The 15,235-nt window shown below is 67.4% G+C and carries 21 protein-coding genes and 1 tRNA gene; 17 read left to right on the top strand and 5 right to left on the bottom strand.

What is annotated here, in order from left to right:
• Positions 1-28 precede the first annotated feature (28 nt).
• The gene (locus WNM05_RS03535; protein ID WP_434632582.1) at positions 29-931 is read right to left on the bottom strand and encodes a LysR substrate-binding domain-containing protein; all 903 of its coding nucleotides are present in this window, start codon (positions 929-931) and stop codon (positions 29-31) included.
• Between the two features lie 103 nt (positions 932-1,034).
• Between WNM05_RS03535 and WNM05_RS03530 the strand changes: the two genes are divergently transcribed.
• Positions 1,035-2,174 (top strand): S-(hydroxymethyl)glutathione dehydrogenase/class III alcohol dehydrogenase, encoded by a 1,140-nt coding sequence (locus WNM05_RS03530; protein WP_434632581.1) that lies wholly within the window; start codon positions 1,035-1,037, stop codon positions 2,172-2,174.
• Positions 2,171-3,010, top strand: coding sequence for an S-formylglutathione hydrolase (gene fghA / locus WNM05_RS03525; RefSeq protein WP_434632580.1), 840 nt, complete (start codon positions 2,171-2,173; stop codon positions 3,008-3,010). The genes WNM05_RS03530 and fghA overlap by 4 nt, the downstream gene beginning before the upstream one ends.
• A 57-nt stretch (positions 3,011-3,067) precedes the next feature.
• On the opposite strand, the gene WNM05_RS03520 is transcribed toward fghA, so the two are convergent.
• Positions 3,068-3,152, bottom strand: a tRNA-Tyr gene (locus WNM05_RS03520).
• Positions 3,153-3,423: 271 nt separating this feature from the next.
• Here WNM05_RS03520 and WNM05_RS03515 point away from each other — a divergent pair.
• The 14 genes from WNM05_RS03515 (at position 3,424) to WNM05_RS03450 (ending at position 11,730) form a co-directional block, all read left to right on the top strand.
• Positions 3,424-4,161: a Crp/Fnr family transcriptional regulator gene (locus WNM05_RS03515; protein ID WP_434632579.1), complete on the top strand. Its 738-nt coding sequence runs from the start codon at positions 3,424-3,426 to the stop codon at positions 4,159-4,161.
• A 110-nt stretch (positions 4,162-4,271) separates the two neighbouring features.
• Positions 4,272-4,820: an RNA polymerase sigma factor gene (locus WNM05_RS03510; protein ID WP_434632578.1), complete on the top strand. Its 549-nt coding sequence runs from the start codon at positions 4,272-4,274 to the stop codon at positions 4,818-4,820.
• Positions 4,821-4,913: 93 nt separating this feature from the next.
• Positions 4,914-5,156 carry a RebB family R body protein gene (locus tag WNM05_RS03505; protein ID WP_101706604.1) on the top strand — a complete coding sequence of 81 codons (243 nt, stop codon included), beginning with the start codon at positions 4,914-4,916 and terminating at the stop codon, positions 5,154-5,156.
• Positions 5,157-5,183: 27 nt separating this feature from the next.
• A complete protein-coding gene (locus tag WNM05_RS03500; RefSeq protein ID WP_434632577.1) occupies positions 5,184-5,783 on the top strand; it encodes a hypothetical protein in 600 nt (199 codons plus the stop codon).
• Between the two features lie 79 nt (positions 5,784-5,862).
• The gene (locus WNM05_RS03495; RefSeq protein WP_434632576.1) at positions 5,863-6,261 is read left to right on the top strand and encodes a hypothetical protein; all 399 of its coding nucleotides are present in this window, start codon (positions 5,863-5,865) and stop codon (positions 6,259-6,261) included.
• Positions 6,262-6,290: 29 nt separating this feature from the next.
• The gene (locus WNM05_RS03490; protein ID WP_434632575.1) at positions 6,291-7,400 is read left to right on the top strand and encodes an extracellular catalytic domain type 2 short-chain-length polyhydroxyalkanoate depolymerase; all 1,110 of its coding nucleotides are present in this window, start codon (positions 6,291-6,293) and stop codon (positions 7,398-7,400) included.
• Positions 7,397-7,924 carry a hypothetical protein gene (locus WNM05_RS03485; protein WP_434632574.1) on the top strand — a complete coding sequence of 176 codons (528 nt, stop codon included), beginning with the start codon at positions 7,397-7,399 and terminating at the stop codon, positions 7,922-7,924. Before WNM05_RS03490 ends, WNM05_RS03485 begins: the two co-directional genes overlap by 4 nt.
• A gap of 162 nt (positions 7,925-8,086) precedes the next feature.
• Positions 8,087-8,527 carry a lysozyme gene (locus WNM05_RS03480; RefSeq protein WP_434632573.1) on the top strand — a complete coding sequence of 147 codons (441 nt, stop codon included), beginning with the start codon at positions 8,087-8,089 and terminating at the stop codon, positions 8,525-8,527.
• A gap of 92 nt (positions 8,528-8,619) precedes the next feature.
• The gene (locus WNM05_RS03475) at positions 8,620-8,811 is read left to right on the top strand and encodes a hypothetical protein (RefSeq protein ID WP_434632572.1); all 192 of its coding nucleotides are present in this window, start codon (positions 8,620-8,622) and stop codon (positions 8,809-8,811) included.
• Positions 8,804-9,406, top strand: a complete 603-nt coding sequence (locus WNM05_RS03470; RefSeq protein WP_434632571.1) for a hypothetical protein — start codon at positions 8,804-8,806, stop codon at positions 9,404-9,406. Before WNM05_RS03475 ends, WNM05_RS03470 begins: the two co-directional genes overlap by 8 nt.
• A 70-nt stretch (positions 9,407-9,476) precedes the next feature.
• Positions 9,477-9,800 carry a RebB family R body protein gene (locus WNM05_RS03465; protein WP_434632570.1) on the top strand — a complete coding sequence of 108 codons (324 nt, stop codon included), beginning with the start codon at positions 9,477-9,479 and terminating at the stop codon, positions 9,798-9,800.
• 30 nt (positions 9,801-9,830) lie between these two features.
• A complete protein-coding gene (locus WNM05_RS03460) occupies positions 9,831-10,157 on the top strand; it encodes a RebB family R body protein (protein ID WP_434632569.1) in 327 nt (108 codons plus the stop codon).
• 31 nt (positions 10,158-10,188) lie between these two features.
• A complete protein-coding gene (locus WNM05_RS03455) occupies positions 10,189-10,509 on the top strand; it encodes a RebB family R body protein (RefSeq protein ID WP_434632568.1) in 321 nt (106 codons plus the stop codon).
• Between the two features lie 270 nt (positions 10,510-10,779).
• A complete protein-coding gene (locus tag WNM05_RS03450; protein WP_434632567.1) occupies positions 10,780-11,730 on the top strand; it encodes a LysR substrate-binding domain-containing protein in 951 nt (316 codons plus the stop codon).
• Here WNM05_RS03450 and WNM05_RS03445 read toward each other — a convergent pair.
• Complete coding sequence (locus WNM05_RS03445; protein WP_434632566.1) at positions 11,700-12,608, bottom strand: LysR family transcriptional regulator; 909 nt, start codon at positions 12,606-12,608, stop codon at positions 11,700-11,702. The genes WNM05_RS03450 and WNM05_RS03445 overlap by 31 nt on opposite strands.
• A gap of 133 nt (positions 12,609-12,741) precedes the next feature.
• Between WNM05_RS03445 and WNM05_RS03440 the strand changes: the two genes are divergently transcribed.
• Positions 12,742-13,380: an NAD(P)-dependent oxidoreductase gene (locus WNM05_RS03440; RefSeq protein ID WP_434632565.1), complete on the top strand. Its 639-nt coding sequence runs from the start codon at positions 12,742-12,744 to the stop codon at positions 13,378-13,380.
• 18 nt (positions 13,381-13,398) lie between these two features.
• On the opposite strand, the gene WNM05_RS03435 is transcribed toward WNM05_RS03440, so the two are convergent.
• Positions 13,399-13,797, bottom strand: coding sequence for a nuclear transport factor 2 family protein (locus WNM05_RS03435; RefSeq protein ID WP_434632564.1), 399 nt, complete (start codon positions 13,795-13,797; stop codon positions 13,399-13,401).
• Positions 13,797-15,218: an MFS transporter gene (locus tag WNM05_RS03430; protein ID WP_434632563.1), complete on the bottom strand. Its 1,422-nt coding sequence runs from the start codon at positions 15,216-15,218 to the stop codon at positions 13,797-13,799. Before WNM05_RS03430 ends, WNM05_RS03435 begins: the two co-directional genes overlap by 1 nt.
• Positions 15,219-15,235 lie beyond the last annotated feature (17 nt).

The following is a 15,235-nucleotide window of genomic DNA, read 5'->3' as shown; positions in this document are numbered from 1 at the left end:
CGCCGCGCTCCCGCAAAAGAATGGGCGATTATTGTCGCGGACCGCCGCCTTGGCAAGCGCCGCCGGCCAGGCTGTCGGCCAGGAAATCCACCAGCAGCCTCACCTTGGGACTGAGCTGGCGGTTGTGCGGATACAGCGCCCAGATGCCCTCCTCCGGTTCCGCGTAGTCGGCCAGCACTTCCGTCAGCGCGCCGCTCTCCAGGTAGGCCGCCACATAGTAGTCGGGCAGCTGCGCCAGCCCCATGCCGCGCACGGCGGCCTCGGCCAGCGGCGCGGCGGTGCTGCAGCGCATCCGCCCCTGCACGCGGAAGGTCTGGCGGCGGCCGTTCACCTGCAGATGCCAGCCTTCCTTGCCTATCTGCAGGCACTGGTGATGCTGCAGATCCTGCGGCCGCCGCGGCTCGCCGCAGCGGGCCAGGTAGTCGGGCGACGCGCAGACGTGGTGGCGGCGCTGCGCCAGCTTGCGCGCCATCAGCGAGGAGTCGGTCAGCCGGCCTATCCGTATCGCCAGGTCGTAGCCGTCGTGCACCAGGTCCTTGACCTGGTTGGACAGGTCCAGGCTCACCTCCAGCTGCGGATAGCGCTGCATGAAGTCCAGCACCAGCGGCGCGATGTGGCTGTGGCCGTAGGCCAGCGGCGCAGTCAGCTTCAGCAGGCCCTGCGGCGCCGCCTGCAGCTGGGACACCGCCTGTTCGGCATCGGCCAGCGACTCCAGCAGTTGGCGGCAATGCGCCAGATACAACTCGCCGGCCTCGGTCAGGCTGAGCTGGCGGGTGGTGCGGTACAAGAGCCGCGCGCCCAGCCTTTCCTCCAGTTGCCCCACCTGGCGGCTGACCTGGGCGATGGAGATTCCCAGCCGACGCGCCGCCCGGGTGAAGCTGCCGCTGTCGGCCACGGCGGCGAATTCCTGCATCCCTTCCCAACTGGCCATTTTTTCTCCACGGAAAAAATCATTTACCAATCTTGCCGATTATGAATCGGCGGCAAGAAAATACAATGATCGATTGCCTAAAAGCCGTGAAAAGGAATCGCTGATGAGCCAGGACATCATCCGCTGCAAGGCCGCCGTGGCCTGGGCCGCCGGCCAGCCGTTGAGCATCGAAGAGATTGAAGTGCACCCGCCCAAGGCCGGCGAGGTGCGCGTGAGAATGGTGGCCACCGGCGTCTGTCACACCGACGCCTTCACGCTGTCCGGAGCGGATCCGGAAGGCGTGTTCCCCAGCATACTCGGCCACGAAGGCGGCGGCATCGTCGAATCGATCGGCCCCGGCGTCACCAGCGTGGCGGTCGGCGACCACGTGATTCCGCTGTACACGCCGGAATGCCGCGAATGCAAGTTCTGCCTGTCCGGCAAGACCAATCTGTGCCAGAAGATACGCGCGACGCAGGGCAAGGGCCTGATGCCGGACGGCACAACCCGCTTCTCCCAGGACGGCAAGCCCATCTACCACTATATGGGCACCTCCACCTTCAGCGAGTACACGGTGCTGCCGGAAATCTCGCTGGCCAAGGTGAACAAGGCCGCGCCGCTGGAGGAAGTGTGCCTGTTGGGCTGCGGCGTCACCACCGGCATGGGCGCCGTGGTCAACACCGCCAAGGTCAAGGCCGGCGACAGCGTGGCCATCTTCGGCCTGGGCGGCATCGGCCTGTCCGCCATCATCGGCGCGCGGATGGCCGGCGCCGGCCGCATCATCGGCATCGACATCAATGAAGGCAAGTTCGAGCTGGCGAAAAAGCTGGGCGCCACCGACTGCGTCAACCCCAGCCATTTCGACAAGCCGATCCAGGATGTCATCGTCGAAATGACCGACGGCGGCGTCGACTTCTCCTTCGAATGCATAGGCAACGTCAAGGTGATGCGCGCGGCGCTGGAATGCTGCCACAAGGGCTGGGGCGAATCGGTGATCATCGGCGTGGCCGGCGCCGGCCAGGAAATCTCCACCCGTCCGTTCCAGCTGGTCACCGGCCGGGTATGGCGCGGTTCCGCCTTCGGCGGCGTGCGCGGCCGCACCGAGCTGCCGGAATACGTGGAACGCTATCTGAAAGGCGAATTCCGCCTGGACGACTTCATCACCCACACGATGCCGCTGGAGCGCGTCAACGAAGCCTTCGACCTGATGCACGAGGGCAAGAGCATACGCTCCGTCATCCATTACGAGGCGAAGCCGGCATGACCGGGCTGCTGAAGATAGCCGACAGCCTGGCCTTCGGCGGCCGCCAGCAGCAATGGCTGCACGATTCGGAAACGCTCGCCTGCCGGATGCGCTTCAGCGTCTTCCTGCCGCCGGCGGCGGCGCACGGCAAGGTGCCGTGGCTGCTGTGGCTGTCCGGCCTGACCTGCAGCGACGAGAACTTCAGCCACAAGGCCGGCGCGCAGCGCTTGGCGGCCCAGCTCGGCATCGCGCTGGCGATACCGGACACCAGCCCGCGCGGCGAGACGGTGCCCGACGACGCCGCCTACGACCTGGGCCAGGGCGCCGGCTTCTATGTCGACGCCGTCCGCGAGCCGTGGAGCCGCCACTACCGGATGTACGACTACGTGTCGCGCGAGCTGCCGGCGCTGCTGCGCGCCGAATTCCCGCTGAACGGCCGCTGCGCGATCGCCGGCCATTCGATGGGCGGCCACGGCGCGCTGGTCTGCGCGATCCGGCGGCCGCAGGACTACGTGTCGGCGTCGGCGTTCAGCCCGATCTGCCATCCGGTCGCCGCGCCGTGGGGACGCAAGGCCTTCGCCGCCTATCTCGGCGACGACGAGGCCGCCTGGGCCCAGTGGGACGCCAGCCTGCTGCTGGCCGAGCGCGGCTGCCCGCTTCCGCTCAGGGTCGACGTCGGCCTGGCCGACACCTTCCTCGCCGAACAGCTGCAGCCGGAGGCGCTGCAACAGGCGGCCCGCGCCGGCGACGCCCGGCTGGAGCTGAACCGCCACGCCGGCTACGACCACGGCTACTACTTCGTCGCCAGCTTCATCGACGAGCATCTGCGCTTCCACGCCGAGCATCTGCTGACCTGACGTCACGCGCGGAACGCAAAAAAGCCAGGCTCTAGAGCCTGGCTTTTTTGTTGAATCTGGTGGAGGGAGAAGGATTCGAACCTTCGAAGGCAGAGCCGTCAGATTTACAGTCTGATCCCTTTGACCGCTCGGGAATCCCTCCAGAGCGGCGCATAGTATAGGCTTGCGTCGACGCTGTCAACGCCCGCCTCGCCCGCCCCCGCCGGAATGCCATCCAGACAGACAGTCTGCCATCATACCTTCTTCCTCTGCCCTGCCCATCTGCCGCGCCGCTTCACAGGCCTCGATGTCAACCGTTTTTCGCTTGAAGCCGCCGATGCCGCCGCCGGCCGCGCGATTGTCGCCGCCGACGCGGACCCGGAGTCGCCGTAAACGATGCCTTGTATCCAGAATGTCCAGCCGCGGAAACCCCGATGCATTCTCAAACATACAGTCAGACAGACAGCACCCCGGCCACCCGCCACCTGAACGCCGCCCTGCGAGAACTGCCGTTGCTGCAGGACTTGCCGGCCGAGCTGCTGCGGCACATCGAACAGCACGCCACCATGGTCCACGGCAGGCAACGCCAGCTGCTGTTCCTGCGCGACGATCCGGAAACCTTCATCGGCCTGGTGCTGCAAGGCCATGTCTACCACACGCTGCAGGAGCCGGACGGGCACGAGGTGATCATAGACCGCTCCGGTCCCGGCGAACTGGTCGGCGAAAGCGCGCTGCTGCAAGCGGAGAAGCGCAGCTGCAACGCCCAGCTCAGCCGCAATTGCCAGCTGCTGCTGCTGCACCAGCTGCACTTTCCGGCGCTGCAGGGCAACGACGCCCTGATGGCGCGGGTGCAGCGCCAGTTGTGCAGCCGGCTGCAGAGGATCAGCAGCTTCGTCGAAACCGTCTGCCTGTACCGGCTGGAAGCCCGGCTGGCCCGCCACCTGCTGTCGGAGATGGCGCGCAGCGGCCGCTCCGGGCCGGACGGGGTGGAACTGCCTCTGACCGCCAACCAGAGCATCCTGGCCGCCATGCTCAATGCCAGCCGCCCTAGGCTGAACGCCCAGCTGAAGCAATGGCAGCGCGCCGGGCTGATCCAGCTTTCGCGCCATGCGCTGCGGGTCACCGACCCCGGACGCCTGCGGCAGATCGCGCAGCAAGCCGCCTCAAGATAGATCAAATGGATATTTTTAAGAAAAAACATATTCATTTGTCACCTTAGCGACAGCCCAGTTCCCCACCCCCGGCCATCCTGCAAATCCCATTTGTCATAAAGGATGGCCGTATGCAACACTATGCCCTTGCTGCATCCGATTCCCTCGACGAACGTTTCGACCTGGTCTGGCGCGAAATCCACGGCAAGCTGCAACGCCGCGCGCGCCATCTGTGCCGCGGCGACATCCATCGCGCCGACGAACTGCTGTCGGACACCGCGCTCAAAGTCCACCTCTATCTGCAACACTCGGCGGAACGGGTGCAGAATCTGGCCGGCTTCATGTTCCTGGCGCTGAACCACGCCTTCCTCGACCAGGCCAGGCGCCAGGGCCGTGAGAACCGGGTGTTCGACCGCGACTGCGACTGCGACGACGAGCATCTGGAAGGCCTGGCCGGCGCGACGCCGACGCCGGAACAGGAATTGACGCTGAAACAGCAGCTGTACCTGATGGCAAGCGCGCTGGCCAGCCTGACGCCGCAACAACAGCTGCTGTTCCAGCTGAAGTTCGAGCAGGACCTGCCGTATCCGCAAATCGCCGCCGAGCTCGGCATCAACGAGGCGCTGGCGCGCAAACGGGTCGAGCTGCTACGCAAGCGCCTGCGCCGCCAGCTGGCCTGAGCGTTCACAAGGCTGCGCCTGTCACGTCCGTAACGGCAAGCGCAGCCGCCGCGCCGGCTTCCCCATCGATAGACCCAACGTCCAGGAGCAACCATGGCAGACAACACGCCCGTCAACGGCCAGATCACCGACGCCGTCACCCAGACCAATGTCAAAGTGGTGGCCGAGGCCCCCGCCCAGGCCATCGCCTCGCTGTACCAGCTGGCCAGCCACTCGGCCGGACTGTCGCTGCAAAACGCGGTGCACAGCCAGCAGGCGCTGAACCAGATCTCCAACGCGGTCGTGTCCAAGGCGGTCAGCATGATCCTGTCGATAGGCGAGAAAAGCGGCGCCTGAACCTAGCCGCCACCGGAGAGACACGCGATGAACCTCAATCCTTTCCGCAAGGCCCCGCCGGCCGACGCCGGCCAGCCGACGCCGCCGGACCCCGCCGGCGCCCAGCCGGACCCTCGTCCCGAAGCGCCGGCTCAGCCGCCCGCCCCCCCGCCGAAGACGCCGCTGTCCGGCATGACCGAGCAGATGCACGCGCAGCAGGCCGGCGCCACGCCGCCGGCCACCGACGCGCTGAACAGCCAGATCGTGCAGGCGGTGCAATTCAGCAATCAGGAAACCGCCGCCTACGCCGCCAATCAGGTGGCGGTGCCGCCGAACATGATGATCACCCAGGCCAGCGGCCTGGTTGCGCAGGCCGCCGCCAACTACTTCGACGGCGCCAGCAAGCTGGCGATGGCGAGCAAGAGCGTCCTGCTGAAGGACATGACGGAAAAATTCGCCAAGGAGGACCTGAAGGGCGCGGCCGAGGACGCGCTGGGCGTCTTGATCACCGACCTCCTGGTCGGCACCGCCGCCGCGGTGGCCGCCGCGGCCGGCGCCATCGAGGGCGAGGCGGCCCATTTCGCGCTGGACAAGATAGACCAGAGCCTGAGCAAGTACCAGGACCTGCTCGACAAGCGCGGCACCTGACGGCGCTCCGGGCCGGCCGTCCCGCAAGCGCGCCGGCCCCGTCGCGCGATGAAGCCCCCCGACCCGCCACCGAAACGCCATGCCCGATTCCACCACCGACAAGCCCAAAGCCAGCGGCGTCCTGCGCGGCACCATACCGGAACTGAGCAAGAGTCCGGTCCACCTGCTGTCCGCCATCGTCGCGCTGGCCGCCGACAAATTGTGGGACGTGATGCTGCTGGACATGGCCAGGACCCTTCCGCCGGCCGAGAAGGAACGGTTCTTTCTGTGCGCCGGCCTGTTGCTGCTGCTTCTCACCTCGCTCAGCGCCACACTGACCCAGCGCTGGGTCGATGCAGACCCGTTGGGCACGGCCCTGGCCAAAGGACTAGCCATGGGCATGCTGGCCGGTCTGCCATACTCATTCGGCTCCACCGAACTGGGGCTGATCTTCATCGGCTGGTCGGGCATCAACGAATTGCAGAAGTTGGAGAAATAAGCCCCACCCCATCCAAGGAGAGTTGAACCATGCATAGCACACGTCATGCGTTTATCGCCCTGTCCCGCGCGGCACCGCTATTGGCGGCGCTGGCGGCCGAACCGGCGGCCGCAGCCAGCGCGCCGCCGCTGCCCGCCCTGGGGGCCGACGCCCGGCAGAACACCGTGTCGGGACTGTCGTCGGGCGCCTTCATGGCCGCCCAGTTCAGCGTCGCCTACTCGGCCGACGTCGCCGGCGCCGGCATCGTCGCCGGCGGGCCCTTCTACTGCGCCGGCCTGAACAAGCTGGGCGGCGCCGACCGCTTCCTGATGAACGCCAGCAACCAGTGCATGCGGCCCAAGGGGCCGGCGCCATCCGGCAAGGACGCCTGGCGGCAGGCGCAGCAATTCGCCCGCGACGGCCTGATCGATCCGGTCGACAATATCCGGCGCCAGCGCCTGTACATCTTCACAGGCGCGTCCGACAGCGTGGTCTATTCGAAAGTGGTGGCCCAGGTGCGGACCTTCTACCAGAGCGCCGGCGTGCCGGAATCGCAGATACGCTACATCGACAACGTCAACGCCGGCCACGCGCTGCTGACCTCCAATCCCGGCGACGAAGCCTGCCCGAGCAATGTGTCCCCGGCCGCCGGCAGCACCAAGACCAATCTGAACAACTGCGGCTTCATGCAGTCGCAGGACATCCTGCGCCAGCTGTACGGCAACGATCTGAAACCGCCGGCCGCCAGGCTGTCCGGCGAGCTCCTGGACTTCGACCAGACCGAGTTCTCCAAGGCAAGCTACACCGGCCTGTCCGACATCGGCCACGTCTACATCCCGGCCGACTGCCGCAAGCACAGCTGCCGCGTGCACGTGGTGTTCCATGGCTGCACACAGGAGGACAGCCGCATCGGCAACCGCTACTACACCAGCACCGGCTTCAACGAGATGGCCGACCGCAACCGCATCGTCGTGCTGTATCCGCAGATACGTACCGACCCGAAGCGCAATCCCCAGGGCTGCTGGGACTTCTGGGGCTACAGCAGCAAGGAATCGACCGATCCGGACTATTACGCCAAGAGCGCGCCGCAGATGGCAGCCATCCACGCGATGGTGGAACGCCTGGACAGCCCCCGCCAACCGAAAGGAAGCCCGCAATGAACGCACACCCGCTGAACGCCTGGCTGCAGGACGGCCAAACCGGCTGGGAAGCCTGGCCGCCGATGTTCCGCCAATTATTCTTCGCCGGCCTGCCGGCCCACGGCGACTGGAAGGCCGGCGTGCAATCCGGCCTGGAACGGCATCAGAACCTGGACGAGTGGCGGCAGAAGGAAAGCCGGCACTGGCGCCAGGCCTGGAGGCAGCATGTCGACGCCGACGGCTGGCTGGACTATTGCCAGCAATGCCAGGACATCGGCCAGGAGTTCGGCCAGCAGCTGCTGAACTGGCAGCTGAAGCTGGCATCGCTGTGGCGTCAGCAGGGCTATGAACTGCTGCGCAATCTGCTGGATTCTCGCGGCGGCGCCGACGACCTGCTGGCCTTCCACGCGCTGCAGCAAGGCGCCAGGCAGAGCATGGGCGTGCACCAGGAAGACCTGCAGAACCTGCTGACCGGTTTCTCCCCGGCGCTGCTGGACTGCCTGCAGCAATTCCTGCAACCGAAGTCGGAACCGCCGGCCGCCTGATCGTTCCACGCCGGTCGCCTCCCGGTGACCGGCTTCAACTCCCCCTCCTTTGCCGCGGCCGCCACACTGCGCATGCCACGCGTTCACACTCCGCCCCGCCGTCCGTTTCCACGATATCCGCCTATCTCCGGACGATCCCGCCCCGCACGCAAAGGACAAGCCATGAAAATCAACCACGCCGGCCTCGCGCTGATCAAACATTTCGAGGGCCTGCGCCTCATCGCCTACCAGGATCTGGTCGGGGTCTGGACGATAGGCTACGGCCACACCGGCGCCGATGTGCGCGCCGGCCTGCGCATCACCGATGCCGAGGCCGAACAGCTGCTGCTGGGCGATCTGGCCCGCTTCGAGGCCGGCGTCGCCAACGCGGTCAAGGTGCCGCTGAATCCGAACCAGTTCGCCGCCCTGGTGAGCTTCAGCTACAACCTGGGCCTGGGCAGCCTGCAGCAGTCGACATTGCTGCGGCTGCTGAACCGTGGCGATTATGCCGGCGCCGCGGAACAGTTCCCGCGCTGGAACCGCGCCGGCGGCAATGCGGTCGCCGGCCTGACCCGCCGCCGCCTGGAAGAACAGAAGCTGTTCCGCACACCGGCCTCGGACTGAGTTCACGGTCCGTCCGCCGCCTCGTCCATGCAACAGCCCTGCCCGGCTCGTCCGGCAGGGCTGTTGCCGCATTGACCACTCAGGAGGACACCATGCAAGACGAATTGAACGGCATATACCAGACGGCGTCCCGCTTGCTGGCCGAGCATCTGGCGCTCTGGGCCGAATCGCTGCACGCCGGCCATCACGACGACGGGCAGGCGCTGGCCGTGCTGCAGGCGCTGCTGGCCGTCCGCGACGCGCTGGCGCCGCTGCGGGACGACGAGGACGCCGGCCATGACTGAGGCGAGCTTGAATCCCGGCCTGCGCCAGGTCGCCGAGCACTATCTGGGGCGCGCGCTGGAAACCTCGGAGGAAAGCCAGCTACTGCAACTGCAGCAGGCGATGCAAAACCAGGCGGCCCCGCCGGCCAATGTCGTGCAGATGGCCAGGCAGCAGGCCCAGCGCGCCATCGCCCAGGGGCAGAACCGGGCGGCCTCCAGCGTCCGCGACCTGCTGGAAGCGATCCAGACCAGCTCCAGCAAGGCGCTGCAGGTGCAGGACGCCGAGGAGCAGGCCATCCTGAAGCTGCTGGAAGGCAGCCAGGACCTGGCCGAGCTGCGGCCGTCGACGCTGACGCCCGGCATGGGCGCGCTGCAGCCCGGCAGCCAGCTGGCGCTGACCCAGATCGCAGCCCGTCTGTCCGATCTGGCGCGGCAGGAGGTGGAGAAATGCTTCCAGCAATCGTTCGGTCCGCTGACCCGGCAGTTGCAGGAGCTGGCGGAGCGCCTGAACGGCCAGCAGCAAGCCGCCGCGACGGACACGGCGCCGCAGCCGGATGCCGGCTCGCCGGCGGCCGACGCCGTTCACACGCCGGCCGACCCGCCGTCCATGCCATAGCACGAGCAGCAGCGCCCTTCGCCCTGCCGCCGCGTGCGCGATCCCAACCCTTTGCAGGAAGGAAGCAAAAATGGCTGAGCACACCGCAGTAAACGACCAGATCACCGACGCCGTCACCCAGTCCAACGTCAAGGTGCTGGCCGAATCCCCGGCGATGGCCATGGGCTCGATCTACCAGACCATGGCCCACTCCACCGGCATCCTGTTCGAAAACGCCGTGTCGGCACAGCAACAGCAGAACACGCTGACCCAGGCCGCCTCGAATATGGGCGTGATGCAGATCTACAGCATGGACACGATGGCCGGCGCCGCCGGCACCGAGAAGATCAGCCAGGCCGGCATCGCCGACAACCTGAGCAGCCTGCTGACCGTGCTGCAATCGTTCCGCCGCTAAGCTAACCCGCCCAGATAAAGGAAACAGACGATGGCCAGAGATACCAGTGTCAACAGCCAGATCACCGACGCCGTCACCCAGGTGAACGTCAAGGTTCTCGGCGAATCGCCGGCGATGGCGATGGGCGCCTTGTTCCAGAGCCTGTCCCACTCGACCGGCATCCTGTTCGAGAACGCCGTCTCGGCCCAGCAGCAGCAGAACACGCTGGCGCAGGCGGGTTCGAACATGGGCGTGATGCAGATCTACAGCGTCGACACCATGGCCGACGCCGCCGCCACCGAGAAAACCTCGCAGGGCGGCATCGCCGACAATCTGACCAGCATGCTGACCGTGCTGCAGAGCTTCCAGAACCGCTAAGCGGCATTCCGGCCAAACCAGGAGAAATTAGATGTTCCCGACTCAAGTCAACAACCAGATCACCGACGCCGTCACCCAGGTCAATGTCAAGGTGCTGGGCGAAGCCCCGGCGATGGCGATGGGCTCGATCTACCAGTCGCTGGCCCACTCCACCGGCATCCTGTTCCAGAACGCGGTCTCGGCCCAGCAGCAGCAGAACACGCTGGCCCAGGCCGCCGCCAACCAGGGCGTGATGCAGATCTACAGCCTGAACACCATGGCCGGCGCCGCCGCCACCGAGAAAGTGGCCCAGGGCGGCATCGCCGACAACCTGACCAGCCTGCTGACGGTGCTGCAAAGCTTCGCCCGCTGATTCCACCCATCCCCCCAGGGCTTGCCCCGCGCCGTTTCGGCCGGGGCTTTTTTGCCGCTCAGAACACCAGCCGGCGGACTTCGGCCCGGCCATCGCGCCGCAGGCGCAGGCCGCGGCAATGCGCGATCTCGCGCCGGAACAGCATCGGATACAGACGAAACAGATAAGACATCGCGCAGCCCGCTTTCCAATGACAAAGTAATGATGCTGCTCAGAATAGTCGCTAGAATGCGTCGAATAAACGCGCTATTTCGGATTGATTGTCCTGATATGAAAACAATGCCGTCGCCTGACAATCTGCTGGCCTTCGACGCGCTGGCCCGCGCCGGCAGCTTCACCGCCGCCGCCGACTTGCTGGACTGCCACAAGAGCCTGATCAGCGCCCGCGTCAAACAGCTGGAACGCGAACTGGGCGCGACGCTGGTGCTGCGCAGCACGCGCAAGGTGGCATTGACCGAGGCCGGCGAGCGCCTCAGGCCGCATGCGGCGCAGCTGCGGGAAACGGTGGCGCGGGCGCGGATGGCGGTGGACGAAACGCAGAGCGATCTGGAAGGGCCGCTGACGGTCAGCACCACCTCCTCGCTGGCGCAATACGTGCTGGGCCCGGTGCTCAGCGCGCTGGCCGACCTGCACCCGGCGCTGCAGCTGTCGCTGCAGGTCAACAACCGCTTGCAGGATCCGATGGCCGACGTGCTGGATTTCTGCCTGCGCTCGGCGCGCTCGCACAAGGTGCACGACGAAAGCCTGGTGGCCCGGCTGGCCGGCTACGCCAGCGAAAACCTGTACGCGTCGCCGGATTATCTGGCCCGCCACCCGCCCATTCGCCAGCCGGCCGATCTGGCGCGGCACCGCTTGTTGGTGATGGAGTCGGAACAGCGCGACGGCCTGCTGCTGCGACAAGGCGAGCGCCTGCTGCGCCAAGCGGTCGCCGCCCAGCTGTATCTGGATCATTACCCGCTGAGAGCCGAGCTGGCGCTGGCCGGCGCCGGCATCACGCTGCTGGCCGACTACACGGTGCAGCGCCACCTCCAGCGCGGCGAACTGGCGCCGGTGCTGCCCGACTGGCATTGCGACTACTGGCCCATCTATCTGGTCCATCCGTTCCGCACGCCGCTGACGCGCAAATACCAGACCTTCATCGACTTCGTTCTGCCGCGGGTGACCGCCGCGCTGCCGTCCCATCGGGCGGATCAGGCCGGCCGCGCCAGCATCACCCGGTAGAACTCGACGAAGGCGCGCGCCGCCGCCGGCGCGTGGCGGCCGGGCGGAAACACCGCGTAGACGCCGCCCTTGGGCAGCGTCCATTGCGGCAGCAGATGGACCAGCCGGCCCTGGCGCAAGTCCTCCTGCACGCTGAACGAGTCCAGCACCGACATCCCCGCCCCGGCCAGCAGCAGCGAGCGCAGCGAGGCGGCGGAGTCGACCTTGATCCGCGCGCGCATCCTCACCGTCTCCTCCGCGCCGCCCGCGGCGGAAAAGCGCCAGGTCAGCGGCGTTTTCAGCAGCGTCAGCGCCACCCAGTCGTGCCCGGCCAGTTCGCCGGGACCCGCCGGCATGCCCCGCTCGCGCAGATAGGCCGGCGACGCCACCAATTGCTGGGCGAACTCGCCCAGTTTCAGCGCCCTCAGCGAGGAATCGCGCAGCGTGCCCAGGCGGATCGCCAGATCGATGCCGTCGGCCACCAGGTCCACCATGCGGTCGATCGCGTGCAGCTCCAGCTGCAAGCCGGGATGCCGGCGGATGAACTGGGTGGCCGCCGGCGCCACCGACTCCGCCATATGGCTGACCGGCGCGGTCAGCCTCAGCGTGCCGGACAAGGCCGCCGAGCCGTGGCCGGCCTGCAGCAGCGCGTCGCGCAAGGCCGCCAGCGCCGGCTGCGCGTCCAGGTACAAGGCCTGGCCGGCCTCGGTCAGCCTCACCCGCCGCGTGGTGCGGGTGAACAGCGTCGCGCCCAGCTGCGCCTCCAGCCGGCCCACCTGCAGGCTGACGTTGGCCTTGGTCATGCCCAGCCGCTCGGCGGCGGCGGTGAAGCCGCCGGCCTCGGCCACCGCCACGAAGACCTGCAGCCCTTCCAGATTGTTCTCTACGCCTCGCGCCATATCAACTGTCAATTTTTCAATAACAATCAATTATGGTTTCAGCCGTTTATCGGATCAATCGAAAAGCGCATCATGGCGTCCATCAGCGCTGAGACGCGGCGCTTCAACCGGATATCAAACAAGGAGTCCCACCATGAAAATCGCACTGATAGGCGCCAGCGGCTATGTCGGTTCCGCGCTGTTGAACGAAGCGCTGTCCCGCGGCCACCACGTCACCGCCCTGGTGTCCCGCCCGGAACGCATCGAGGCCCGCGACAATCTGGCCGCCGCCAAGGTCGACGTGCAGGACAGCGCCCAATTGGCCGAGCAGCTGAAGGGCTTCGACGCCGTGATCAGCGCCTTCAGCGGCCATGCCCAGGCCGAGCAGTTCGACTACTTCGTCGCCGGCATGCGCTCCATCATCGCCGCGGCCAAGGCCGCGCAAGCGCCGCGCCTGCTGGTCGTCGGCGGCGCCGGCAGCCTGGAAGTGGCCCCCGGCGTGCAACTGGTGGACACCCCGGAATTCCCGGAACAATGGAAGGCCTCGGCGCTGGGCGCCCGCGAAGCGCTGAACCTGCTGCGCGCCGAGACCGAGCTGAACTGGACACTGCTGAGCCCGTCGGCGATGCTGCAGCCCGGCCAGCGCACCGGCCAGTTCCGTCTGGGCAAGGACCAGCTGCTGGTCGACGCCGAAGGCAACAGCCACATCTCGGTCCAGGACTACGCGGTGGCGATGCTGGACGAGCTGGTCAAGGGCGAGCACCAGCGCAGCCGCTTCACCGTCGGCTACTGATAGGCCATCCCGGCGACGTCATCCGGCGTCGCCGGTTTCCTGCAGATGGCGCCAGCGCCAGCCGGCGCCGTCCCGGCGCAGCACGGCCGTCGCGTGACGGCCGTTGCCGCCGTCGCCCCAGGCCTGCGTTTCGTAGTAGGCCACCGTCGCGGCCTGCCCGTCTCCCGCCAGCAGCGTCATCCGCTCCAGCGCGATCGCCAGGCCCGGCCGGCTGCCGGCCGCGCGCTGGAAAAAGACCCGCAGCGCTTCCCGGTCCAGCCTCGCGCCGCCGGGCGTCACCATCGTGAAGCCGGCGTCGAAATCGGCCATCAGGCGCGCCAGCGCCTCCGGCGCATGCGGCCCATCGCCCAGCCAGCGTTCTATTTGCGCCAAAGTGCAGCGAATGGCTGCGAAAACCTGGTCTTCATCCTGTCCCATCATGCCTCTCCCGTTTGCGGACGTTTCAATAATTGCAACACCGCCGCATTGCCCATGCTGCGGCCCAGCCACAATGGCGGCAGCATGCAGACGGCGGCGATCAGAAAACACTGGTGGAAGGCGCGGATCGCCTGCGCACGCATGGCCGGCGCGACCGGATCGGCGACGCCGTGGGCGGCCAGCAGCAGGTTCAACAGCACGCTGGCCAGCGCCATCCCGACACAGAAGGCCAGCTGGCGGTTGATGTTCCACAGCGCGCTGGCCTCGCCCATCCGCGCCGGCGCCACCGCCAGGAAGGCGGTGCTCTGGCTGGCGCTGCTGCACAAGGTGCCGCCCAGGCCCATCAAGGCGTAGCTGCCGGCCAGCCAGGACAGCTGACCGGAGCGGTCTATCGCCAGCAGGCTCAAGAAACCCAGTCCCTGCGCCAACGAGCCCGCCGCCAGCAGCGGGCCCGGTCCCAGCCGGCGGTAGCCGCGTCCGGTCAGCGTGATCGCGGCGAACGAGCCCAGCGACCACGGCAGCATCAGCGAGCCGGCCGCCGCCGCCGACACGCCCAGCACCTGCTGCAGATACAGCATCGCCACCAGGCTGACGCCCATGAAGGCGCCCGGCACCAGCAGATAGATCAGCATCGAAATCCGCAGCAAGGGCTCGCCTAGCAGTTCCAGCCGCAGTATCGGCCTCGGATGCCGGCGGCTATGTCGCGCGTAGGCCGCGCCCAGCGCCAGACCGGCCGCCAGCAGCGCGCCGCCGCGCGCCCAGGTGGACGGCTGCCCCAGATCGCTGAGCCCCTGCAAGGCCAGCAGCAGGCTCAGCCCGCCCAGCAGCAGGCCGCGCCAGTCGAGCGCGGCCGGCGGCTCCGACTCGGCCTCCTCGCGCAGCCACAGCAACGCCAGGACCAGCGGCACGGCGGCCAGCGGCAGGTTGAGCCAGAAAATCCAGCGCCAGCCCAGCGCGTCCACCGCCAGCCCGCCCAGCGTCGGCGACAGTGCCGGCGCCATCTGGCCGACCAGCAGGATCATCGCGGTCAGTCCGGGACGCTCCGTCGGCCGGTACAGCCGATAACTCATGGTCTGGCCCAAGGGAATCAGCAGGCCGCCGCCCAGGCCCTGCAAGGTGCGCCAGGCGATCAGGGCCTCCAGCGACGACGCCTGCCCGGCGCCCAGCGAAGCCGCCATGAACAGCAGCAGCGAGGCGACGAACACCCGCCGGCCGCCCCAGCGCGCCGCCAGCCAGTTGCCCAGCGGGATCACCACCGTCAGCCCCAGGATGTAGGCGGTGCCGACCCAGGCCGTCTCGGCCACGTCGCGGCCGAAGGCGCGGGCGATGTCGGGAAAGGCGACGTTGCCGATGAAAAGATTGGCCAGATCGATGAAAAATCCCAGCAGATACACCGTGGCCACGCGTTTGCGGTACTCCATATCCATCTCCTTGCATG

It is taken from the genome of Chromobacterium sp. CV08 (assembly GCF_051129845.1).
Lineage (GTDB): Bacteria > Pseudomonadota > Gammaproteobacteria > Burkholderiales > Chromobacteriaceae > Chromobacterium.
Note: the sequence above shows the minus strand (reverse complement) of the source record. Positions and strands in the feature narration are given on the sequence as shown.